Origin of the sequence: Sphingomonas sp. Leaf33 (assembly GCF_001421785.1) — a bacterium.
In the GTDB taxonomy this organism is placed as follows: Bacteria; Pseudomonadota; Alphaproteobacteria; order Sphingomonadales; family Sphingomonadaceae; genus Sphingomonas.
This window is the reverse complement of the sequence record NZ_LMLB01000001.1, coordinates 1,886,279-1,906,838: the sequence shown is the minus strand read 5'-3', so window position 1 is coordinate 1,906,838 and position 20,560 is coordinate 1,886,279. Positions and strand designations below refer to the sequence as shown.

The window sequence follows — 20,560 nt, the reverse complement described above, 5'->3', positions numbered from 1 at the left end:
GACATCGTCGAATGCGCGGGGCTTCAGAGCGGCGGCAGCTTGGCTTTCAGTTCCGCCAGCCAGACCGTCGCGGTGCCGTCCGACGGCGCGCGCCAGTCACCACGCGGGCTGACCGCGCCGCCCGCGGATACCTTCGGCGCATTGGGCAGCGCCGATCGCTTGAACTGGCTGGTCTGGAAGAAGCGCCACAGGAACGCCTCCAGCCACTTGGCGATGGTCGCTAGGTCGTAGGCATTGCGCGCGTCGTCGGGCATGCCCATCGGCCAGCGGCCGGCGCCAGCGTCGCGCCAGGCGTGCCACGCAAGGAAGGCGATCTTGGACGGCGGCAGGCCGTGGCGCAGCACGTGATGCGCGAAGAAGTCGTGGAGCTCATAGGGGCCGATCCGGTCCTGCGTGCTCTGCATCGCGCCATCGGCGCCGGCGGGCACCAGCTCGGGCGAGATTTCGGTCGCCAGGATCGCGTCCAGCACCGCATCGGTTTCGGCGTCGAACTGGTTCGTGCGGGTCGCCCAGCGGATGAGATACTGGATCAGTGTCTTGGGCACGCCCGCGTTGACGCCGTAGTGACTCATGTGATCGCCGACGCCGTAGGTGCACCAGCCGAGCGCCAGCTCGCTCAGGTCCCCGGTGCCCAGCACGATCCCCTGCCGCTGGTTCGCGAGGCGGAAGAGGTAGTCGGTGCGCAGGCCCGCCTGCACATTCTCGAACGTCACGTCGTAATCGGGGTGACCGTCGGCGAACGGATGGTCCATGTCGGTCAGCATCCGGGTCGCGGCGGGGCGGATGTCGATTTCCTCGCCGGTCACCCCCAGCGCCTTCATCAGGCGCCATGCCTGTGACTTCGTCGCGTCGCCGGTCGCGAAGCCGGGCATGGTGAAGCCGAGGATATCCGATCGCGGCCGCCCCATCCGGTCGAACGCCTTGGCCGCGACAATCAGCGCGTGGGTCGAATCGAGCCCGCCCGACACGCCGACGACCAGATGCTTCGAGCCCGTAGCGGTCAGCCGCTTGCGCAGCCCCTCGACCTGGATGTTGAACGCCTCGTAGCAGTCCTCGTCGAGCTTCTCGGGCGTGTTCGGCACGAACGGGAACCGCCGCATCGGCCGGCGCAGCCCGCGGTCCGCGAGTTCCGGGCAGTGGCTGAACGTCACGCGGCGAATGCGCGTCTCGGGATGGCCATGCGCGGCGGCACAGTCGTTGAACGTGCCGGTGCGCATCCGCTCCAGCCGCAGCCGCTGGACGTCGACATCGGCGACCACGATCTCGGTCGCCAGATCGAACCGTTCGCTTTCAGCCAGCGTATCGCCGAGTTCGACGATCATTCCCTGGCCGTCCCAGGCGAGGTCGGTCGTGCTTTCGCCTGGGCCCGTGGCCGAATAGACATAGGCCGATGCGGTGCGCACCGACTGCGCCGCGCACAGCAGCGCCCGCTCGCGCGCCTTGCCGATGACGATGTTCGATGCCGACAGATTGGCCAGGATCAGCGCACCGGCCAGGGCACCGTCGGTCGAGGGCGGGGCAGGGGCCCAGTAATCTTCGCACACTTCGGCATGGACGACGAAATCGGGCAGATCGTCGGCGGCGAAGATCAGGTCGGTGCCGAACGGGACGGTCAGCCCGGCGATTGCGATCTCCAGCCCGGTCAGGCCGACGCCGGGCGCGAACCAGCGCTTCTCGTAATATTCGCGGTAGTTCGGCAGATAGGTCTTGGGCACGACGCCCAGGATGCGACCACGATGGATGGCGACCGCGCAATTGTACAGGCGCCCGTTGCGTCGCAGACCGGCACCGACGAGCAGCAGCGGCGACAAATTGGCGGTGGCCGCGGTCACATCGGCCAGCGCCGTCTCGACAGCCGCGGCGTGGGCATCCTGCAGATGCAGGTCGTCGATCGCGTAGGACGACAGGTTGAGTTCGGGAAAGACCAGCAGGTCGCAACCCTGCGCGTGCCCCTGCTGCGCCAGCGCGATCGTGGCGGCGGCGTTGGCTACGGGATCGCCGACGGTCCCGAGGGGCGTGCAGGCACCGACCCGGACGAAGCCCTGCGCATGGTGCGAGAAGAAAGGATGATCGCTGGTCACGGCGCCTTGTCGATCATCTCGCGCAGCACTTCCAGCCATTTCGCGCGCTATGCCCGGTAAGACGCGGGCATCAGCCCCAGCCGATCACACCTTCGCTGCGTAGATCATCCGGCCTTCGCCGAGCAGGTCGAACACTGTCGCCAGTGCCGTCTCGCCGACCGCGAAGCACCCCTGGCTGCGGCCAAGCTTGCCGTGCCTGGCCAGCATGTCCTCGTTCGAATACCAGGCGCCATGGACGACGATCGCGCGATCGAGCGCGTTGTTGTTGGTGGGGTCCAGCCCGATCAGCCGCTGCGAGCGGCCGTGCTTGCCGACATAATAATCACTGGCGACGAACGCGCCTTCGCACGAAGCCTCGCTGTTCACTTCGTTCGAGAAATGCTGGAGCCAGCCGGTGTGTGCCGGGTCCGACCCGCTGCCGTGCGCGACCAGCAGCGACATGATCGAGCCGTCGTGCAGGTTGATGAGGTGGAAGCGCGGGCTGGACGACGAGCGCGAGAAATCGGCGAGCGCAATGCGATCCTGCCGCGGGATGGCGCTGCCGTGGCGCTGCAGAGCCTGACGCGCCTGATCGAACAGCGCGGCGCGGATACCCGGAGGCGCGACGGAGGCGACCGGCATGGCGACTGCTGCGACCGGTGCCGCGACAGGGCCGGGCGGTGGCGGTGGCACATGCAGGGTCGCGACCTTCGCCCTCTGTTGCGCACATCCCGGCACGACCGCGACCGAGCCGGCGACAAGGGCAGTCTTCAACAGCGCGCGACGCGACGCCGCACGCGCCAACAGAGGCTCCATCCACAGGTCCTGGTAGTTAATCCCCTCACGCATATAGCATCAAATGGTTGCATTTTCAGCGGGTTGGCCGCTGTCATCCGTCGCAGTACCGGCTCGGCTCGGCGTAGCGTCGTATCCGTCAGGTCCCGCGGCGGGACCACGGCGCTCGCCTTAAACCCCAATATCGGTTAGGAAAATCACGGTTAACGGCGCGGGAAGGGCGGCCATATGGCGATCCGGGCGGCAATGATGGTGACGCTGGCGATGGTTGCAGCCGATTCGGCCGCAGGCGGCGTATCGGAACCACGCGTCGCGATCGTCCCGGCGTCGCTCGCCGCGGCGGCGGAAACGCTGCGGCCCGGACAATATCTGTGGCGCGACGACGACCTGTCGCTCGGCGACATCTCGGTCGTCATCGACCGATCGGCGCAGGTCGCGCTGGTCTATCGCGGCAGCACGCTGGTCGCGGTGTCGAGCGTGTCGACCGGCAAGCCCGGCAAGCGCACCCCGCTTGGCGATTTTACGATACTTCAGAAGAAGGTCTGGCACCGCTCCAACCTCTACAGCAACGCGCCGATGCCCTACATGCAGCGGCTGACGTGGGACGGCATCGCGCTCCATGCCGGGGTCAATCCGGGGTATCCCGCGTCGCACGGCTGCATCCGCCTGCCGAGCGGATTCGCGCAATTGCTGTACGGCGTGACGAAGATGGGTGCCGCGGTCGCGGTGATCGACGACACATCGGCGGCACCGGTGCCGCGCGAACGCTTGCCCCTGATCATCGCCGATGTCGGCGGACTCGACGGCGCCGCGTTCGAGCGGGTGACGTGGACGCCGGGCGTCGTCCCCGCGACCGAAGTGCGCGGGTCGACCGGGCTGGCGGTACTCGGCGACGAGTGGATGGTGCCGGACAGTCCGTTGCTGGTGCCGACCGGGCGGCGGCGATCCTGAGACTCCTCCCCGGCATGGGGCGGCCTGCCTAGTCGACCCGCGTCAATCCGGCGGCATACTCGGCAGCCTTTGTAACATAGACCGCTGCCGACGCGCGCAGCATCGCCTTGGCGGCATCATCCAGCGTCCGCACGACGCGCGCGGGGCTGCCGACGATCAGGCTACCCGAAGGGAAGCTTTTGCCCTCGGTCACCAGCGCGCCGGCGCCGACGATGCAGTCCTCGCCGATCACCGCGCGGTTGAGCACGATCGCGCCCATGCCGATCAGGCTCCGCGCGCCGACGGTGCAACCGTGCAGGACGGCGTGATGGCCGACCGTGACGTCCTCGCCCACCGTCAGCGGCGCACCGGGGTCGCTGTGGAGGGCAGCGCCTTCCTGCACGTTGCTGCGTGCCCCGATGATGATCGGCGTGTTGTCGCCGCGGACGACCGCGCCGAACCATATGCTGGCCTGCTCGCCCAGTTGCACATCGCCGATCAGGTCAGCACTCGGCGCGACCCAGGCGCCATCGCCCAGTGTCGGCGCGTGACCGGCGATGGCGTAGAGCGGCATCCTGCTATCCGCCCAAGCCTGGAATGACGCCCGCGGCGTAATAGGCGACCGCCGCCATGGCGGCCGACGCCGGCAGCGTGACGAACCAGGCGAAGACGATGTTCGATGCCACGGCCCACCGCACCGCGGTCAGCCGCTTGGCCGCCCCGACGCCGACGATCGCGCCCGTGATGGTGTGCGTTGTCGAGACAGGTACGCCGATATGCGTCGCCAGGAACACCGTCAGCGCGCCGCCGGTCTCCGCCGCAAAGCCCTGCGCCGGGGTCAGCCGTGTGATCTTCGATCCCATCGTATGGACGATCCGCCAGCCGCCCGACATCGTCCCGATCGCAATCGCGATGTAGCAGGACACCGCGACCCAGCCGGGGACGGCGAATTCGGCGATCATGCCCTGCGAATAGAGCAGCGCGGTGATGATCCCCATCGTCTTCTGCGCATCGTTGCCGCCGTGGCCGAGCGAGTACATCGCCGCCGACACGAGTTGCAGCTTGCGATAGCGCTTGTCGACACCCAGCGGCGTCAGGCGAATGCTGGTCCACGCCACCGCCAGCACGATCACCAGGGCCAGGGCTAGGCCGAGGGCGGGCGAGACAAAGATGCCCGCCACCGTCATGATAACGCCCTTCCAGACGATCGGGTCGGTGCCGGCCTTGACCAGTGTCGCGCCGAGCAGTCCGCCGATCAGGGCATGGCTGGACGACGAGGGGATGCCGCGAACCCAGGTGATGATGTTCCAGGCGATCGCGCCGCACAACGCGCCGAAGATGACGCGCGGGTCGATGACGCTCGCATCGACGATGCCCTTGCCCACGGTCTTGGCGACCGCGGTCCCGAACACGAAATAAGCGGTGAAGTTGAAGAAGGCCGCCCAGATGACGGCAACCACCGGCGACAGCACGCGCGTGGCGACGACGGTCGCGATCGAATTGGCGGCGTCGTGCAGGCCGTTCAGGAAGTCGAACAACAGCGCGACGACGATCAGAACGACCAGCAGGGTGAAGGAAATGGTCACGCGCCGGGCCTCAGGCGTGGTCGATCACGAGACCCTGGATCTCGTTCGCGACATCCTCGAACCGGTCACAGACGCGCTCCAGGTGGCTGTAGATCTCGCGACCGATGATGAAGGCCATCGGGTCGGCCTTGGTCTTGCCGAACAGCGCGCGAAGCCCGGCATCGTGCATGTCGTCGGCCTTGCCCTCGATACGGACCAGGCGCTCGGTCAGATCGTGCAGGCGGCTGGCGTTCGGGGCCAGGTTGCGCAGCAGCGGAATGGCCTCCGCGCAGGTCTGCGCCGCTTCCACGATCGCCTCGCTCATCGCCACCATCTGCGGCTCGAAGCTGGTCACTTCGTACATCGCGATGGTGTTGGCGGTCTGGTGCATCTGGTCGATGGCGTCGTCCATGACGCCGATCAGGTCGGTGATCGCGCTGCGGTCGAAGGGCGTCACGAACACGCGGCGCACATCCACCAGCACTTCGCGGGTGACGTCGTCGGCCTCATGCTCGCGGCGCACGATCTCGGCGATGTGGTCGCTCAGCGTGCCGTGCCCGTGGAACAGATGCGACAGCGCCTCGGAACCGGCGACGACGACGCGCGAATGCGCTTCGAATTGATCGAAGAAACGCCCCTGGCTGGGCATCAACTTCTGGAACCAGCCCAGCATGGGCGTTTCTCCTGGGTGAGGTGAGTCGCCGCGCCCGTACACCGGTTGCGGGGGCGCGACAATCAATGGCGGCATCCGAGGTGCCGCGATGAAAAAATCGCGGGGGCGACAAACAAACCGCTTGCACGCCGCGCGATCGATGATATTGGGCGCCCTCCCGATCGGGACGCGGCCCGCAGCGGTCGCCTACCAATCCGATCAGTGTGGACGCATAGCTCAGTTGGTAGAGCAGCTGACTCTTAATCAGCGGGTCCTTGGTTCGAGCCCAAGTGCGTCCACCACCTTTTCCTCTGAAGCTCAATTAAACGGGTCTCGGCCGCCATCTGTACGGCGAGCGTTGGCGGTGCGGTTCTGCGGCGATGCCTCGCTTTGCCGGAGACTGGCGATCACGCGACCAGCATGTCCGAGAACGCAGGGGTCAGGATTTCGCGAAAGCCTGCGCCATCGCGGACGATGATGCGCGCGGCGACGCGCATTCCTCCGGGCGCGGTTTCGGGATAGCAGACCGTCAACGCGGTCGCGAGCGCGTCGGCGAGCATTGCGCTTCCGGCGATGACGCTGACCGACAGGACGCCATTGGCCGCCGGGCGCCCCCTCCGCGGGTCGAGCGTGTGGTCGCCGCGGACATAACTGCCGGAGGTGGCGACCGCGAGCCCGTGGAGAGCGATCCGCAGGGGCGGCAACCTGCAGTCCGTCGGCGTTTCCAGGTCGACCCACCAAGGCTCGCCGTCCGGCCGGACGCCACGGCCGACCAGTTCCCCGCCGACCTCGACCAGCGCATTGGCGATACCGCGCGCCGCCAGGTGATCCGCGACGGCGTCGGCGGCATAGCCCTTTGCGATGCCGGACAGGTCGAGGGCAAGGCCGCCTGGCTGGCGCAATCGCTGCGTCGCCGGGTTCCAGCGTAGTCGGCGCCACCCCGATACCGCTCTCGCGCGGGCGATGGCGTCGTCATCCGGCTGTGGCATCGGTCCGGGTGGCCCATGGCCCCACAGGTCGACCAGTGCGCCAACCGCCGGATCGAACGCGCCGTCACTCGCCGCTGCGACCCGCAGCGCCGTGTCGATCACCGCTGCAAAGTCAGGTGGAAGCGGGACCCGATCGCCCGCCGCGGCGCGGTTGAAGCGACAAAGCAGCGAGTCCGGCGCCCAGTGGCTCATCTGTCCGACGAGCGACGCAAGCACCGCCTCGATCCCTCCACCGACGTCGTCGGCGGGCGCGTGTCCGGCGTACAGCACGCGCCACGTCGTCCCCATCGTCGGACCACCGAGTTCGACGATCGGCGCGGTACGATCGAGCCCGGCAAAGGCAGCCGAGTCGACCGTGTCGGGCAAGGCGATCCGCGGGGTCAGGGCGTCATGACCTCCAGCGTGGTCGTGTAGCTCATCCGCCGCCCGGTCGCGCGCGAGGCGGTCACCTTGGCGTCCTGATACGTCGCGTTCAGCCAGTACATGCCGGCGGCCGGCCAATCGACCGAGAGCACCCCGTCGGCGCCGGTGGTCAGCTCTCGCGCACCCTCGGCATCGCGGTAGCGCTTGCCGCCGGGGACGACCGTCACCTTAAGGCCCGCCGCGGGGGTGCCGTCGACGAGGAACCGGAACTTGGCGGGTTCGCCGGCGACCAATTCGTCCGGATGCGTGATCGCGTCGATTTCCAGGCCCTTGCCCGATGGCTTTAGGACGGTGCGGGTCGGCGCGCCGGCGGTCACGAAAATCTCGTTGCGCCCGCTGACGTCGGTGAGCTGAACTTCTGTCGCGTTGGCCGGAATGTCGGCGACGGTCAGCGGCGCGACGCGCTGGCCGTCCGGGCCCATCGCCGGGCGCCCGCCGATGCGCTTTTCGACACCGTCGACCTTGAAGCTGCCCATCAGCGCAGCGGTCTCGGTCCCGATCTTCCAAGTGCCGGGCCTGTCGAGCTGGACGTCGAAGACCGAGCGATAGCGACCGGTGGCGCCGTTCTGCACGCGACCGGGCGTCCCGTCGGGCTGCCAGACCTTCAGGCCGTCCAGCCGACCGGGTTGGTGGTCGGCGTAGAACAGGTCGTTCGACGCGGCCATGTCGACCGTCACCCAGCTGTCGGTGCCGGAAAAGATCGTACCCGACGGCAGCAGCCAGAGGCGGTGGGCGGAGAGCGCCGCGGGCGCCGACAGCAGGGCGGCGGCGACGAGCAGTTGGGTAAGGCGCGTCTTCATCAGTGGCGGTTCCTTGCGATCACGAAGGGAAGTGTCAGCGGGGCGAGAGGACGAAGGCGCCGAGCTCGTGGCTGCCGGTCGCGCGCGCTGCTTTGGTCGGTATGGTCAGTGGCACCTGCACCAGTTCGCGCCCGCCGGTTTCGCGCGCGGCCTCGACGTTCAGCGTGTACGCACCGGGTTTCAGGTCGGCGGGCAGCGGGATACTGTGGGTGCCCGGCGCGCGGGTCGCGCCGCTGATGCCGTTTGCCGGCATCTGAAGGCTGCGGCCGCCCTTGCGCCACCAGGCGCGCAGATCGGCGAGCCATTTGGTGCCGGGCTCGTTCCCGCCCTTCTTGATGTCGTACCACACCGCCAGCGTCCGTGCCGCGCCGCCGCCGGCCGGCTCGATCCAGATCGCAACGTAGGGACGGTGATATTCGGCGACGGTCAGCCGCGGGATGGTGACGCTGACTGTGCCCGCGGTCGCGGGTGCAGCCAGCACGCCGGCGAGAAGGACGGGGGAGGCGAGGTGCATGGGCGGGTCCCTTCAGTGGATCAGGAAAATGGCGATGAGAGCAGGCAGCGCGAGACCTGCGGCGACGATCGGCCAGGTGCTCGGGCGATGGCGGGCGTGAAGCTGGAGCAGCAAGAGCCCGGTCAGCGTGAAGAGAATGCAGGCGGCGGCAAAGATGTCGATGAACCAGAACCAGGCGGCGCCCGAATTGCGGCCCTTGTGCAGGTCGTTCAGGTAGCTGATCCAGCCGCGATCGGTGACCTCCGCGGTGATCGCGCCGGATGCGCGGTCGATCGACACCCAACCGTCGCCACCGGGGCGGGGCAGGGCGACATAGACGTCGCTGTCCGACCATTCGCCGGGCTTCCCCTGTGCGTCGAGCTTGACCGCGGCCTCAACCGCGTCGGCCACCGCCGCCGGCAGCGGCGCGTCGCCGGACTTGCCCCCCAGTTGCCGCAACAGCGACGGAGGCAGGGTACCCTGACGTTCGACCGTCTCCGGCGTGGCCGAGATGGTCGCGGCGTGGTTCAGCGTGATGCCGGTGACCGAGAACAGCAGCATGGCGACCAGCGAGATCGCCGCGCTGACCCAGTGCCAGGTGTGGAGCTGCTTCAGATACCAGCTGCGCCAGCGGCGCTTCGGCTTCGCGGGGGTCGTCATGCGTCGGCCCAGCGACGCAGAAGGTTGTGATAGACGCCGGTCAGTTCGACCGTTGCTCGATCGCCCGCACCTTGCGTGACGGCGACGCGCTGCACCGCGCGATCGAGGTCGAACAGGATGCGGCGCGCGCCGTCGTCGCGGACCATCGACTGGACCCAGAAGAAGCAGGCGACCCGCGTCCCCCGCGTCACCGGCTCGACACGGTGCAGGCTGGATGCGGGATAGAGCACGGCGTCGCCGGCCGCCAGCTTCACGCGTTGTTCGCCGAACAGATCCTCGACCACCAGCTCGCCGCCGTCATAGGCGCCTGGGTCTTCCAGGAAGAGCGTGCACGACAGGTCGCTGCGCAGGCGAAAGTCGGTACCGCGCTTCAGCCGGATCGCATTGTCGACATGCGCGTCGAACGCCTGTCCGCCAGCGTAGCGATTGAACAGCGGCGGAAAGATCTTGAGCGGGAGTGCGGCGGCGATGAAAGTCGGCGATCGGCCGAGCGCATCGAGCACAAGTCCGCCCGCCTCCACGGTCGCCGCCGCGTCCTCGGCCAATTGGTCGTTGCGCTTGGCCAGCGCTGCCTGCGGACCGGAGGTCGCGTTGCCGTCCCACCAGTCGCCCGCATCGATCACGCGCCGCACGCGTGCGACGCTGGCGGGATCGAGAAGGGAGGGCAGGGTCAGCAGCATCTGAAAGGGCCTAGCAGATCAGAAATTGTGGAACAGACTGAGCGTCGCCTGCCGGCGATCGCCTGGGGTCGCCCAGCCGCCGGTGACGCCGCTCGTCGTGCTGACGTTGTTGCGGACGCCGGTGACGTATTTCTCGTCGGTCAGGTTCTGGACGTTCAGCTGCACCGTCCAGCGCGCGGCAAGGGTATAGGCGGCAAAGGCGCGGTGGATGAGATAGTCCGGCGCCCGGAACTCCGTCAGCGTGCCCGCGACCGGGACGTTGGTCGAGAAGCTGCCCTGGTAGGTGAGGCCGTAGCCAAGCTCCAGCCCAAACGGAAGCTTGTAGCTGGTGAACAGGCTGCCCGAATGTTCGGGCGTCTGCACCAGCCGCCGACCCGCCTGGAGATCGACGATGCCCGCCGCCTTGTCGCGGTCGGAAATGCTCTGGCGCACCCGCCCGTCGAGATAGGTGTAGTTGGCAAAGATCGTCCACCCCGTCGTAATTGTGCCCGAGGCGCCGAGTGCGATGCCGTCGACCCGGCTGCGCCCGTCGAGGACCTGCAGATTGGCGGGCAGCGCCGGGTCGTTCGACGGCACGCGGTAGTTGGTGCGTTCGTTGCGGAACAGCGCGGCGGTCAGCTCCAGCCGGCGATTGAAGACGCCGGCCTTCACACCGACTTCGTAATTGCGTGCGGTCTCGGGCGCCACCGCACACGGATCGGCGGCGGTGGCACTGGCGGGCACGCCACAGCCGAGGCGGACGGTCGCCGAGGACGGCGTCTTCGCGTTGCCGTAGCCCCCATAGATGCTGACGTCGCGCACCGGGTGGAAGACGACGCCCGCCCGCCACGAGAACAACCGTTCGTCGCTGGTCTGCGGTCGCGCCTGGAGTGCCGTCAACGCCGTGGTGCCCGGTGGGACGAGCAGCAGGGGGACGCTGCGGAACGTCGCCTTCTGGTGCTCCCAGCGGACGCCGCCGTTCAGTTCGACGAAACGGTTCAGCTCCAGCGTATCGAAGGCGTAGAGCGCAATATTTTGCGTCTCGCCCCGCGAGATCGCCGTGGTGATGTCGTTGACCGGGCCGGTGTAGGTGGTGTCGGGATCGGCGATGCTGATGAGCGGCAGCGGCGACACCGCGACGCCGGCCGCCGTGCGCAGCAGCGATCCCTGGCGCAGCGCATAATCCTCGATCGTGCCCGACAGACCGACGTTCAGCACGTTGCGCAAGGCGCCCTTCGCACCGCGTTCCAGCCGCAGGTCGGTCTGGTTGTAGAGCAGCTGATTCTCCTGGTCGCGAACCAGGCCGCGCGGCCCGGACGGCAGGTAAAAACCGGGCGGGACAGTCGCCGGGCAGGCCGCGCCGATCGTGGCGCCGGGCGTTGCGGTCACCGGCTGGCGGCCGGTCGAGGCGAGGCAGAACAGGCCTTGGGGTGCCGAGGTAACGCTCGACTGCCCGACGCGCTGCCAGCGGCTGAGGTTGCGCACGCTGGTGCCGCCGCCGAAATCGTGGCGGAAGGTGGCGGTCAGGCGATCGACGGTGATGTCCTGGCGGTCGAGATTGACGATGCCGTAATATGCGCTGCGATCGAAGTCGGGTGCGAACCCGTCGAGCAGGCCGTTGTCGAAATACGGCACGCCGTAGATCGGCGTGTTGCGATCCTCCTGGTGGACATAGGCGAGCGTCAGGCTGGTCGGCCCGGCGATGCCGATCGTGACCGACGGCGCCACACCCCAACGCTTGAAGCGTTCGACATCGCGACCGGGTACGTCGTTGTGGTGGTAGGCGGCGTTCAGGCGGACGGCGATCAGGTCGTTCACACGGACGTTGCTGTCGATCGCACCGCGCCAGTAGCGATCCGTCCCAACCGCGCCCTGGACGATCGTCAGCGTCTCGGGCGTCGGCACCTTGCTGACCAGGTTGATCGTACCCCCGACGCTGCCCGATCCGTTGAAGACGCTGTTCGCGCCATTGTAGACCTCGACCTGCTGCAGGTTGAACGGGTCGGTCCGGCTGTACTGGGCGCTGTCGCGGACACCGTCGATGGTGACGTCGGTGCTGGCCGAATAGCCGCGCAGGTTGATCGAATCGCCATACCCGCCACCGCCTTCGCCGGCACCGAAGGTGATGCCCGGTATCGTCTGGAGCACGTCGCGCAGCGTCTGGAGGTTCTGCTTGCGGATGGTCTGTTCGCTGACGACGGTGATCGTCTGCGGCGTGTCGAGGATGGCCGCGGTCGCCTTCGGGCTTTCGACGCCGAGCGGCTTGCCCGTCTTCTGCCCGGTCACGATCACGTCGCGGATGCCGGTCGCGGTCTGCGCGGTAGCGGCCGGGATCGGATCATCGGTCGTGGCAGCGACGGCGGGCGCGGTCGCCAGAAAGCCGACGCAGCCGAGCGCGAGATAGGTGTGCATGGACGTGATCCCCTTCGCCGTGCTCGCTATTGCGAGTCGATCGCAGAGTCAACGCAATTGCAAATCGTTATCGCCTTGACGCCGTCACTCCGTCCGCTCGTCTCGATATTCCTGCAGGATTTCCTTCACGTCGCGCCGGTCCTCCTTCGACGCGGGGTCTGGCGCGCCGCCGGGCGTGGCGGCTCCCGTCAGGCACACACGCGCGTGGATCGGCAGATGATCCGATCCGACGTCTTCCAGCACGTCCAGCGTGCGCACGCGGAACTCCGGCGTCACGAACAGATGATCGAGCGGCCAGCCGAGCAACGGCACGTGCGCAGGGAAGGTCGCATAGGTCCCGCGGCCGATCCGCGCGTCGAGATAGCCGCCCACGCGCTTGAACAGCCGCGAGGTGTGCGACCAGGCGACGTCGTTGAAATCTCCCATCGCCAATACCGGTATCCGGGTACGTGCGGCGCGACGCGCGGCGATGGCGATCTCGGCATCGCGGGCGTGGGTGTCCTGTCCGGGCAGCGGCGGGCGGGGATGCAGGGCGATGATGCGGAACGGCGTGCCTGCCGACAGCACCGCATCGATCGACGGCGTGTCCCTTTCTGCGATCGTTTCGACCCGGCCGGACTGCATCGGCAAGCGCGTGGCAAACAGGATGCCGTAGGTGTTGTCGAGCGGCCGGTCGATCCGGTGCGGGTAGCGGCGCAACTGCGGCGCAAGTGCCTGCGCCCACCGTGCATCGGTTTCCATCAGCAGCAGGATGTCGGGACGGACCCGGTCGATCAGCCGCGCGGTGCGATCATAGTCGCGGTTGGTCTGAAGGACGTTGAGCGACAGCACGCTGAAACATTGCCCGTCCCTGGCCGACACGTCGTCGGCAAAGGCGAGTTCGGTCGGCGCGAGCGGTGTGTAGGGAAAGATGCGGTAGAGCTGCCACGCCGATGCAAGCGCGCAGCCGAGCCCAAGCCAGCGCCATGCGCGCCGGTCCAGCCACAGCGACAGTCCGCCCGCCACGATCAGCCCGCCCAAAATCTGCGCGCGCGGGAAGTCCCAGATCCGGATCCACCATTCGTTGGATTCGACGATGCTCAGTCCGGTGACCAGGATCAGCAGGGCCGCCACGACCCGGAGGGCGTAGATCGCGTAGGTTTTCATCGGTCGGCACGTCCCCAGAATCGAATCACTGCCGCCCCTGCAACCGGCGCCGCGGGACCATGCGGTCGCGTCCGAGTGATGGCAACGGCGCACAGGCGGTCTGCGCCAACGCGTCGTTCCAGCTAAGCTGTGCATCGATCGATGACGGCTTTGGTTTGGACCCCGCCGGACAGTCCGGATATTGCGGGGATGCAGATACGATAAGCATCGATCGTTGTCGTCGGGAGAGAATGCGTGAGCCTAGGTCCAGTCCAGATGGCAAAGACCCTCGGGGGCGGCCTGCTGTCGTTTCCCGTCACGCATTTCGATGCCTCGGGCGGGTTCGACGAAGGTCCGTACCGCGAACATTGCGCCTGGATGCTGGGGCATGAATTGACCGGCCTGTTCGCAGCCGGCGGCACGGGCGAATTCTTTTCGTTGACCCCGGGCGAAGTCGAGACGGTCGTCGGCGCGGCCGTCAAGGAAGCTGCCGGACGCCTGCCGGTCATCTCCGGCTGCGGTTACGGCACCGCCATCGCCTGCGACATCGCGCGTGGGGCGGAGCGTGCGGGGGCCGACGGGCTGCTGCTGCTGCCGCCCTATCTGGTGGGCGCGAAGCAGGAGGGGTTGGCCGCGCATATCGAGGCTGTGTGCCGCGCGACCGGCCTGGGCGTCATCGTCTACAATCGCGACAATGCGGTGGTGAACGACGACACGCTGGCGTGGCTGTGCGACCGCAACCCGAACCTGGTCGGATATAAGGACGGGGTCGGCGATATCGAGCTGATGACGCGCATCTATGCCCGCATGGGGGACCGGCTGACCTATATCGGCGGCCTGCCGACCGCGGAAACCTTTGCCGTGCCGTACCTGACGATGGGCGTCACGACCTATTCCTCGGCGATCTTCAACTTCCTGCCCGAATGGGCGCTGGCGTTCTACAAGGCTGTCCGCGCCGACGATCGTGCCGAGGTGCTCGCCCAGCTGAAGGCGTTCGTCCTGCCTTACATCGCGCTGCGCAACCGCGGGGCGGGCTATGCCGTCTCGATCGTGAAGGCGGGATGCCGGATCGTCGGGCGCGACGCCGGTGCGGTGCGGACCCCGCTGACCGACATGACGCCAGCCGAGCACGACGAGCTGGCGCAGTTGATCGCGCGCGTCCGTCCCGGAGCCCTCGCCGCCGCGGCCTGATCGCGGTAGGCTGGCGCGATGTTCGAACTGAGCCAGCTCCGCTGCTTCGTCGCCGCCGCCGAGGAACTGCACTTCGGCCGCGCCGCGCAGCGCCTGAACATGACGCAGTCGCCGCTCAGCCGGCAGATTCAGCTGCTCGAACGCATCTTGGACGTGACGCTGCTGGAGCGGACCAGCCGGAACGTCGCGCTGACCCCGGCGGGGCGGGTGTTCCTGATCGAGGCGCGGCGCATCGTTCGGCTGGCGGAAAGCGCGCAACTGGCCGCGCGGCGCGTCGCGAAGGGGGACGCGGGCAAGGTCGCGATCGGCTTCACCGCCGTCTCAGGTTACAGCCTGGTGCCGCAATTCGTCGCCGCGGCGCGCGCCGCACTGCCCAACATCGAACTCGAACTGCGCGAGATGGTGACCGGCGATCAGGTCGATGCGCTGCTGACCGGGCTGATCGACATCGGCTTCGTCCGCCCGCCGATCGACCGGCACGAATTCGAAACGATGCTGGTGCTCGACGAAGCGCTGGTCGTGGCGCTGCCGGCCGGCGACCCGCGCGCGGGGCAGTCGGTACTGGAGCCCGCCGACTTCGATGGCCAGCCGCTCATCATGTATGCGCGGCAGGGGGCTGGATACTTCCACGACATGCTGGTGCGCCTGTTCGACGACGCCGGCGTGGCGCCCGACTATATCCAGCACGTCACGCAGATCCATTCGATGCTGGGGCTGGTCCAGGCGGGGCTCGCCGCGGCGATCGTGCCGGAGGCGGCTGCCGGGCTGCACTTCACCGACGTCCAGTTCCGGCGCCTGACGACCGCGCCGGAACGCCCGGTCGAGCTGTACATGGCGTGGCGGCGAGATAACGCGAACCCTGCGCTCGCCCCGATGCGGCGCCTGTGCGCCGAGACGGCCAGGCCATGATCGATCGGCGCGGTGTGCTGGCGGGGCTGTCGGCGGTTCCGCTGGTCGCGGCGGCGCCCGGCGATCCCGTCGCGACGACACGGTGCGGCCGGGTTCGCGGCCTGCGCGAGGGCGGGGTGCTGGTGTTCCGGGGCATACGCTACGGCGCCGACACCGCCCCGCGTCGGTTTCAGCGCGCGCTGCCGCCGACGCCGTGGTCTGACATAGCGGACGCAACCCGCTATGGCCCGGCGTCGCCACAGACGAAGGCGGATGAACCGACCAGCGAGGATTGCCTGTTCCTCAACGTGTGGACCCCTGCGCTGGACGGCGGGCGGCGACCGGTAATGGTGTACCTCCACGGCGGTGCGCACGCTCATGGTTCGGGGTCGGACCCGCTGTACGATGGTGCGAACCTCGTGCGGCGCGGGAACGTGGTCGTCGTGACACTGAATCATCGGCTGGCGGGGCTGGGCTACGCCCATCTCGCCGATCTGGGTGGGCCGGCGGAGAGCGCGAACGTCGGCAACCTCGACATCATTCTGGCGCTGACATGGGTGCGGGACAACATCGCGGCGTTAGGCGGCGATCCCGGCCGGGTCATGATCTTCGGCCAGTCGGGGGGCGGCGCAAAGGTCGTTACGCTGATGGCGATGGCGCAGGCGCGGCCGTTGTTTCACGCCGCCGCGACGATGAGCGGGCAGCACGTCACCGCGATCGGCCCCAATCATGCCACCGAGCGCGCGCGGGCCTGGATGGCGGCAACGGGCGCAAAAAGCGTGGCCGAGTTGGCGGCGCTGCCGATCGGGCGGCTGGTCGACGCCATGGCGACGACCGATCCCTATGAGCGCAAGGGCGAGATCAGTTTCGCCTCGACGCTCGACCACCGCACGCTGACCCGGCATCCCTTTTACCCCGACGCCCCGCGCGAGGCGGCGCATATCCCGCTGATCTGCGGAAATACGCGCGATGAGACGGGCTATTGGCTCGGCGCGACGCTGAAGCGCGGCGACACCACCTGGGACAACCTGCCCGAACGGTTGGGACGCGAGATGGTGAAGGACGTCGGCGTGACCCACGTCATCGACCGCTACCGCGCGCTCTATCCCGACCGCACGCCGGGCCAGATCCTGCTCGCCGCCTCCACCGCCGCGCGCTCGTGGCCGGGGCACCTGATTCAGGCCGAGGAGCGCGCGAAGATCGGAGCGGCCACATGGATGTACCAGCTCGATTATCCCTCACCCGAGGCGGGGGGCGTGCTGGGGGCTTTCCACACGCTCGATATCGGACTGGTGTTCGACAATACGCGGTTGCCGGCCGCCCGGACCGGTAACGGCCCCGATGTGCGGGCGCTGGCCGGGCGAATGGCGGATGCGTTCATCCGGCTTGCGCGGACGGGGAACCCGAACGGCGGCGATCTGCCGGAGTGGCCGCAGTATGATCTCGCGCGGCGGGGGACGATGCTCTTCGACCGGCATGTCCGCGTGGAGGACGATCCGCGGCGCGAGGAACGGCTGCTGTTCGCGGTGGCACCGTATGTGAAGCCGGGGGGCTGATCGGACGTCATGCTCCCGCGCAGGCGGGAGCCCGGAGTTACGAAGTACGTCGCTTGCGGCCCTAGGCTCCCGCCTGCGCGGGAGCACGGCGGATCATCGATCCCATGGAAACGCCAGCGACGGACGGTTGGCATAGCGTGTCATCGCCAGCGTGACTCGCGCCCCGCAACCGGGCTCCAGCCGAAGCGTGAAGCTACGTCCCCCGACCGCCTGTTGCGTGCCGTCGACAGTGACCGTATCGATCCGGTGCTCGGCATAGGCGCCGCCCTGGACAATCACCGTCCGTGCCCGCGCGCCGGTGTTGACCAGCGTCATCTCGGTCGATCGATCCCCCAAAGCCGTGACGAGGGCCGCCACATCGTCGGGCACGCCCGCCCGCCGGCGATCCGCGTCGAAATAGCGCAACCGGCAGTGAAGCGGCACGCCGCCTTGCGGAGGACTGGTCGGCGACCAGGGCGGGCGGGCGATGTGCAGGCCGCCGGTCATCGTCTGGATCAGCGCGTTGGCGCTCGCCGGGTTCTTGTCGATCGGCCAGTCGGCGAGGCGGGTCTGCGGCGTCGTCCGATCGTCGCGCATCGCGGCGACGCGTTCGGCGACGCGGTCCAGGTCGGCCTTCAGCGCCGTCTCGGCATATCCCGGATTGCGACCTTCGAGAAACGCGATCCACGGATGGTCGCCGGCCGCGGCACGGTCCTCGGGCGCCTGGGTCGCGTACCAGATCTCGAAGCCGTTGGTCCGATACGCACCGGGCTTCCATCCGTACCAGCCATCGGCACCGTACATCGTCGGCGCGGACACCTCGCCGTTCACCCGTTTCGACGCGGCGTTTATCCGTGCGGACTGGCGCCGCCACAGCTCGATCAGCGCCATGTCGCCGCTCAGCAGCAGCCCGCCGAGGAACGCCGTGATCGATCGGGGCACGCGATTGCGATTCTCGCGCTCGCCGGTCTGTGGCACGATCGGCGAAAATCCCCAGCCATAGACGCCGGCCCACCAGTCGGGCGCGGCACGACCGTCCGCCGACACCTTCGACGGCAGCATATCGCCGTTCACGCGCGCCCGTTCGGCCCAGGCGCCGAGATAATCGAGCACCCACGTCCGGAACCGGTCGCCGGCGCCCAGCGCATACGCGTTGAGCGCCAATGTCGTCGCCTGCAGGTTGAGCGGACTGTCGCAGACGACGTCCTCATAGCCGGCATAATGGTCTAGCGTCTGGGCGTAGCTCGTCTCGCCATGCTCCAAGTGGAAGGGGCGGGGGTCGAACGGATCGCCTGCCCAGTCGAGCGGTGTGGCGGCGCGTAGCATCGGCCCGCGGCTCCCCGTCATCATACTGCGCATCACCCGTACGCGCGGGTCGTAGTTCGGGGCGCTCGGATCACGCCCGGTGTAGAAATCGGCGTAGCGGCGGGTGCGATCGAACAGCCGGCGGTCCTTGGGTGCGCTCAGGCCGAAGACGTTGAACGTTGTCAGCCCCTCCGAATTATGCTGCCAGTCCATCTGGACCGGAAACTCGCGGAAATACATGCCGCCCCGTGCGATCGGCACCTCGACCGTCCGCTCGGCGGTGTACTGGCGCAGATGGCCTTCCCAGAAACGCTGCGCCATCGTCAGCAGGTTGTCGGGCGCGCCCAGCGCGTGAAGCGTCACCCAGTCGTTAGTCGCCTCTGCCGCATCGTCGGGACCGTCGTTCGCGCCCCAGCGGGGAAAGACGCGCAACTCGTCCTTCGGCCCGACATATCTGGCGTAGAAAGCGGCGCAGGCGTCGGCGTGCGCGGCGAGCAACCGGCGCTGGAGCATCGCCCATGTCGGCGTCGCCATCGGTGTCGCGATGCGGATGACCTCTGCCGTAATCCGCGCCACCGCAGGCAGCGCGGCGCCGGCCGCCGCGGCACCCAGCATCGTTCGCCGGTCGATCATGCCGGCAGCTCCAGCCGGCGGATCGGACCGACCACGACCAGGAACGCGAAGATGGTCAGCAGGCAGTGCGCTCCGACGAACACTAGGGCGAGGTCGAACGATCCGGTCGCTGCAACGATATAGCCGACGACGATCGGCGTGACGATGCCGGCGATGTTGCCGAACATGTTGAAGACGCCGCCCGACAGACCGGCGAGCTGCTTCGGCGCCACATCCGCCATTACCGCCCAGCCGAGCGACGCGACGCCCTTGCCGAAGAAGGCGACCGCCATCAGCGTGACGACCAGCCACTCCGCGTCCACCCAGACGCACGCGATGATAAGCGTCGCCAGGATCATGCCGAACACCAGCGGGCCCTTGCGCGCCAGATCCAGGTTGCCGGTCGCTTTAAGGATGCGATCGGACAGGAAGCCCCCGGCCAGCCCGCCGACAAAGCCGCACAGTGCCGGGGCGGCGGCGGCGAAGCCCGCCTCCAGGATGTTCAGCCCACGCTCCTTGACCAGGTAGATCGGGAACCAGGTGACGAAGAAATAGGTCAGCACGTTGATGCAATACTGACCGAGGTAGATGCCCAGCATCATGCGGTTGGTGAGCAGGCGGTGGACGTTGGGCCAGGTGAATGTCCGCGCGCGACCGGGCTGGGCATCCTCCATATTTACCAGGCCGCCGCCTGCCTCGATCTCCGCCAGCTCGGCGGCGTTGATCGACGGGTGCCGCGACGGTGCGTGAATGAACCGCGCGAAGGCGAGTGCGGCCAGCACGCCCAGCGTTCCCATCACGAAGAACACCGATCGCCAGCCGTGTTCATGAACCAGCCACCCCATCAGCGGGGCAAAGGCGACCAGCGAGAAATATTGCGCGCTGTTGAAGATCGCCGACGCGCTGCCGCGCTCGGCGCTAGGGAACCACGCCGCCACCAGCCGCGCGTTGCCGGGGAAGGAGGGCGCTTCGCATAGGCCGACCAGGAAGCGCAGGACGAACAGGCTTGCGACGGCGGACAGCCCCGGCAGCCAGCCGACGAAGCCCTGCATCGCCGTCATGACCGACCACAGCGCGATCGCACCGACGTAGATGCGCTTCGTTCCGAACCGGTCGAGCAGCGCGCCCCCCGGTATCTGCGCCAGCGCGTAGGCCCAGGCGAAGGCCGAGAGGATATAGCCGGTCTGGATGGGCGACAGCGCGAGCTCAGCCGACGCCGCGCTGCCCGCGATCGAAAAGGTCGCGCGGTCGGCATAGTTGATCGCGGTGATGACGAAGATCAGCGCGATGATGCGCCAGCGGACGCGCGTGGGTGTCTCGGTCGCCATCGACGCCTCTCCTTCGGGCGGCTCGGGCCGCCTTTTCCTCGGGCGACGCTACCGGCGGGGACTGGACGCGTCCAAGTCGAAATGCGGGATGATCGTGCCGGATCGCGGGATGATGGCGCGCGTCCCCCAATGATCCCC

Annotated in this window: 17 protein-coding genes, 1 tRNA gene and 1 pseudogene; 5 read left to right on the top strand and 14 right to left on the bottom strand. The window is 68.1% G+C overall.

Going from position 1 to position 20,560, the window contains the following annotated elements:
• Positions 1-23 precede the first annotated feature (23 nt).
• A complete protein-coding gene (locus ASE86_RS09405; RefSeq protein WP_056425086.1) occupies positions 24-2,081 on the bottom strand; it encodes an NAD(+) synthase in 2,058 nt (685 codons plus the stop codon).
• Positions 2,082-2,165: 84 nt separating this feature from the next.
• Positions 2,166-2,909 carry a murein L,D-transpeptidase catalytic domain family protein gene (locus tag ASE86_RS09400; protein ID WP_235524028.1) on the bottom strand — a complete coding sequence of 248 codons (744 nt, stop codon included), beginning with the start codon at positions 2,907-2,909 and terminating at the stop codon, positions 2,166-2,168.
• 174 nt (positions 2,910-3,083) lie between these two features.
• On the opposite strand from ASE86_RS09400, the gene ASE86_RS09395 reads away from it, so the two are divergent.
• Entirely contained in the window at positions 3,084-3,806 is a 723-nt protein-coding gene (locus tag ASE86_RS09395; protein ID WP_056425081.1) for a L,D-transpeptidase family protein, read from the top strand.
• A gap of 28 nt (positions 3,807-3,834) precedes the next feature.
• On the opposite strand, the gene ASE86_RS09390 is transcribed toward ASE86_RS09395, so the two are convergent.
• The 3 genes and pseudogenes from ASE86_RS09390 to ASE86_RS09380 all read right to left on the bottom strand — a co-directional run.
• A complete protein-coding gene (locus tag ASE86_RS09390) occupies positions 3,835-4,359 on the bottom strand; it encodes a gamma carbonic anhydrase family protein (protein WP_056425078.1) in 525 nt (174 codons plus the stop codon).
• Between the two features lie 4 nt (positions 4,360-4,363).
• On the bottom strand, positions 4,364-5,371 hold the full coding sequence (locus ASE86_RS09385; RefSeq protein ID WP_056425076.1) for an inorganic phosphate transporter: 1,008 nt from the start codon (positions 5,369-5,371) through the stop codon (positions 4,364-4,366).
• Between the two features lie 10 nt (positions 5,372-5,381).
• A pseudogene (locus tag ASE86_RS09380) lies at positions 5,382-6,029 on the bottom strand (DUF47 domain-containing protein); the annotation flags it as partial.
• 199 nt (positions 6,030-6,228) lie between these two features.
• Between ASE86_RS09380 and ASE86_RS09375 the strand changes: the two are divergent.
• Positions 6,229-6,304: transfer RNA gene (locus ASE86_RS09375), tRNA-Lys, on the top strand.
• 105 nt (positions 6,305-6,409) lie between these two features.
• Here ASE86_RS09375 and ASE86_RS09370 read toward each other — a convergent pair.
• The 7 genes from ASE86_RS09370 to ASE86_RS09340 form a co-directional block, all read right to left on the bottom strand.
• Positions 6,410-7,357, bottom strand: coding sequence for an FAD:protein FMN transferase (locus ASE86_RS09370; protein WP_321162985.1), 948 nt, complete (start codon positions 7,355-7,357; stop codon positions 6,410-6,412).
• Positions 7,358-7,371: 14 nt separating this feature from the next.
• Positions 7,372-8,214 (bottom strand): DUF4198 domain-containing protein, encoded by an 843-nt coding sequence (locus ASE86_RS09365; RefSeq protein WP_056425070.1) that lies wholly within the window; start codon positions 8,212-8,214, stop codon positions 7,372-7,374.
• A gap of 34 nt (positions 8,215-8,248) precedes the next feature.
• Complete coding sequence (locus tag ASE86_RS09360) at positions 8,249-8,728, bottom strand: DUF2271 domain-containing protein (RefSeq protein ID WP_056425067.1); 480 nt, start codon at positions 8,726-8,728, stop codon at positions 8,249-8,251.
• A 12-nt stretch (positions 8,729-8,740) separates the two neighbouring features.
• Positions 8,741-9,367, bottom strand: coding sequence for a PepSY-associated TM helix domain-containing protein (locus ASE86_RS09355; RefSeq protein WP_056425064.1), 627 nt, complete (start codon positions 9,365-9,367; stop codon positions 8,741-8,743).
• Positions 9,364-10,047, bottom strand: a complete 684-nt coding sequence (locus ASE86_RS09350) for a Fe2+-dependent dioxygenase (RefSeq protein ID WP_056425061.1) — start codon at positions 10,045-10,047, stop codon at positions 9,364-9,366. Before ASE86_RS09350 ends, ASE86_RS09355 begins: the two co-directional genes overlap by 4 nt.
• Positions 10,048-10,065: 18 nt before the next feature.
• On the bottom strand, positions 10,066-12,438 hold the full coding sequence (locus ASE86_RS09345; RefSeq protein ID WP_056425059.1) for a TonB-dependent receptor: 2,373 nt from the start codon (positions 12,436-12,438) through the stop codon (positions 10,066-10,068).
• Between the two features lie 84 nt (positions 12,439-12,522).
• Positions 12,523-13,584 (bottom strand): endonuclease/exonuclease/phosphatase family protein, encoded by a 1,062-nt coding sequence (locus ASE86_RS09340; protein ID WP_056425055.1) that lies wholly within the window; start codon positions 13,582-13,584, stop codon positions 12,523-12,525.
• Positions 13,585-13,839: 255 nt separating this feature from the next.
• Between ASE86_RS09340 and kdgD the strand changes: the two genes are divergently transcribed.
• Genes kdgD through ASE86_RS09325 form a run of 3 tightly spaced genes read left to right on the top strand, consistent with a single transcriptional unit; the run spans position 13,840 to position 17,198 of the window.
• Positions 13,840-14,754 carry a 5-dehydro-4-deoxyglucarate dehydratase gene (kdgD, locus tag ASE86_RS09335; protein ID WP_056425052.1) on the top strand — a complete coding sequence of 305 codons (915 nt, stop codon included), beginning with the start codon at positions 13,840-13,842 and terminating at the stop codon, positions 14,752-14,754.
• Positions 14,755-14,772: 18 nt separating this feature from the next.
• Positions 14,773-15,663, top strand: a complete 891-nt coding sequence (locus ASE86_RS09330; protein WP_056425049.1) for a LysR family transcriptional regulator — start codon at positions 14,773-14,775, stop codon at positions 15,661-15,663.
• A complete protein-coding gene (locus ASE86_RS09325; protein ID WP_056426944.1) occupies positions 15,660-17,198 on the top strand; it encodes a carboxylesterase/lipase family protein in 1,539 nt (512 codons plus the stop codon). Before ASE86_RS09330 ends, ASE86_RS09325 begins: the two co-directional genes overlap by 4 nt.
• A 93-nt stretch (positions 17,199-17,291) precedes the next feature.
• Here the strand turns inward: ASE86_RS09325 and ASE86_RS09320 are convergent, their stop codons facing one another.
• The gene (locus tag ASE86_RS09320; protein WP_056425046.1) at positions 17,292-19,115 is read right to left on the bottom strand and encodes a hypothetical protein; all 1,824 of its coding nucleotides are present in this window, start codon (positions 19,113-19,115) and stop codon (positions 17,292-17,294) included.
• Complete coding sequence (locus ASE86_RS09315) at positions 19,112-20,422, bottom strand: MFS transporter (protein WP_056425043.1); 1,311 nt, start codon at positions 20,420-20,422, stop codon at positions 19,112-19,114. Before ASE86_RS09315 ends, ASE86_RS09320 begins: the two co-directional genes overlap by 4 nt.
• Between the last annotated feature and the right edge of the window lie 138 nt (positions 20,423-20,560).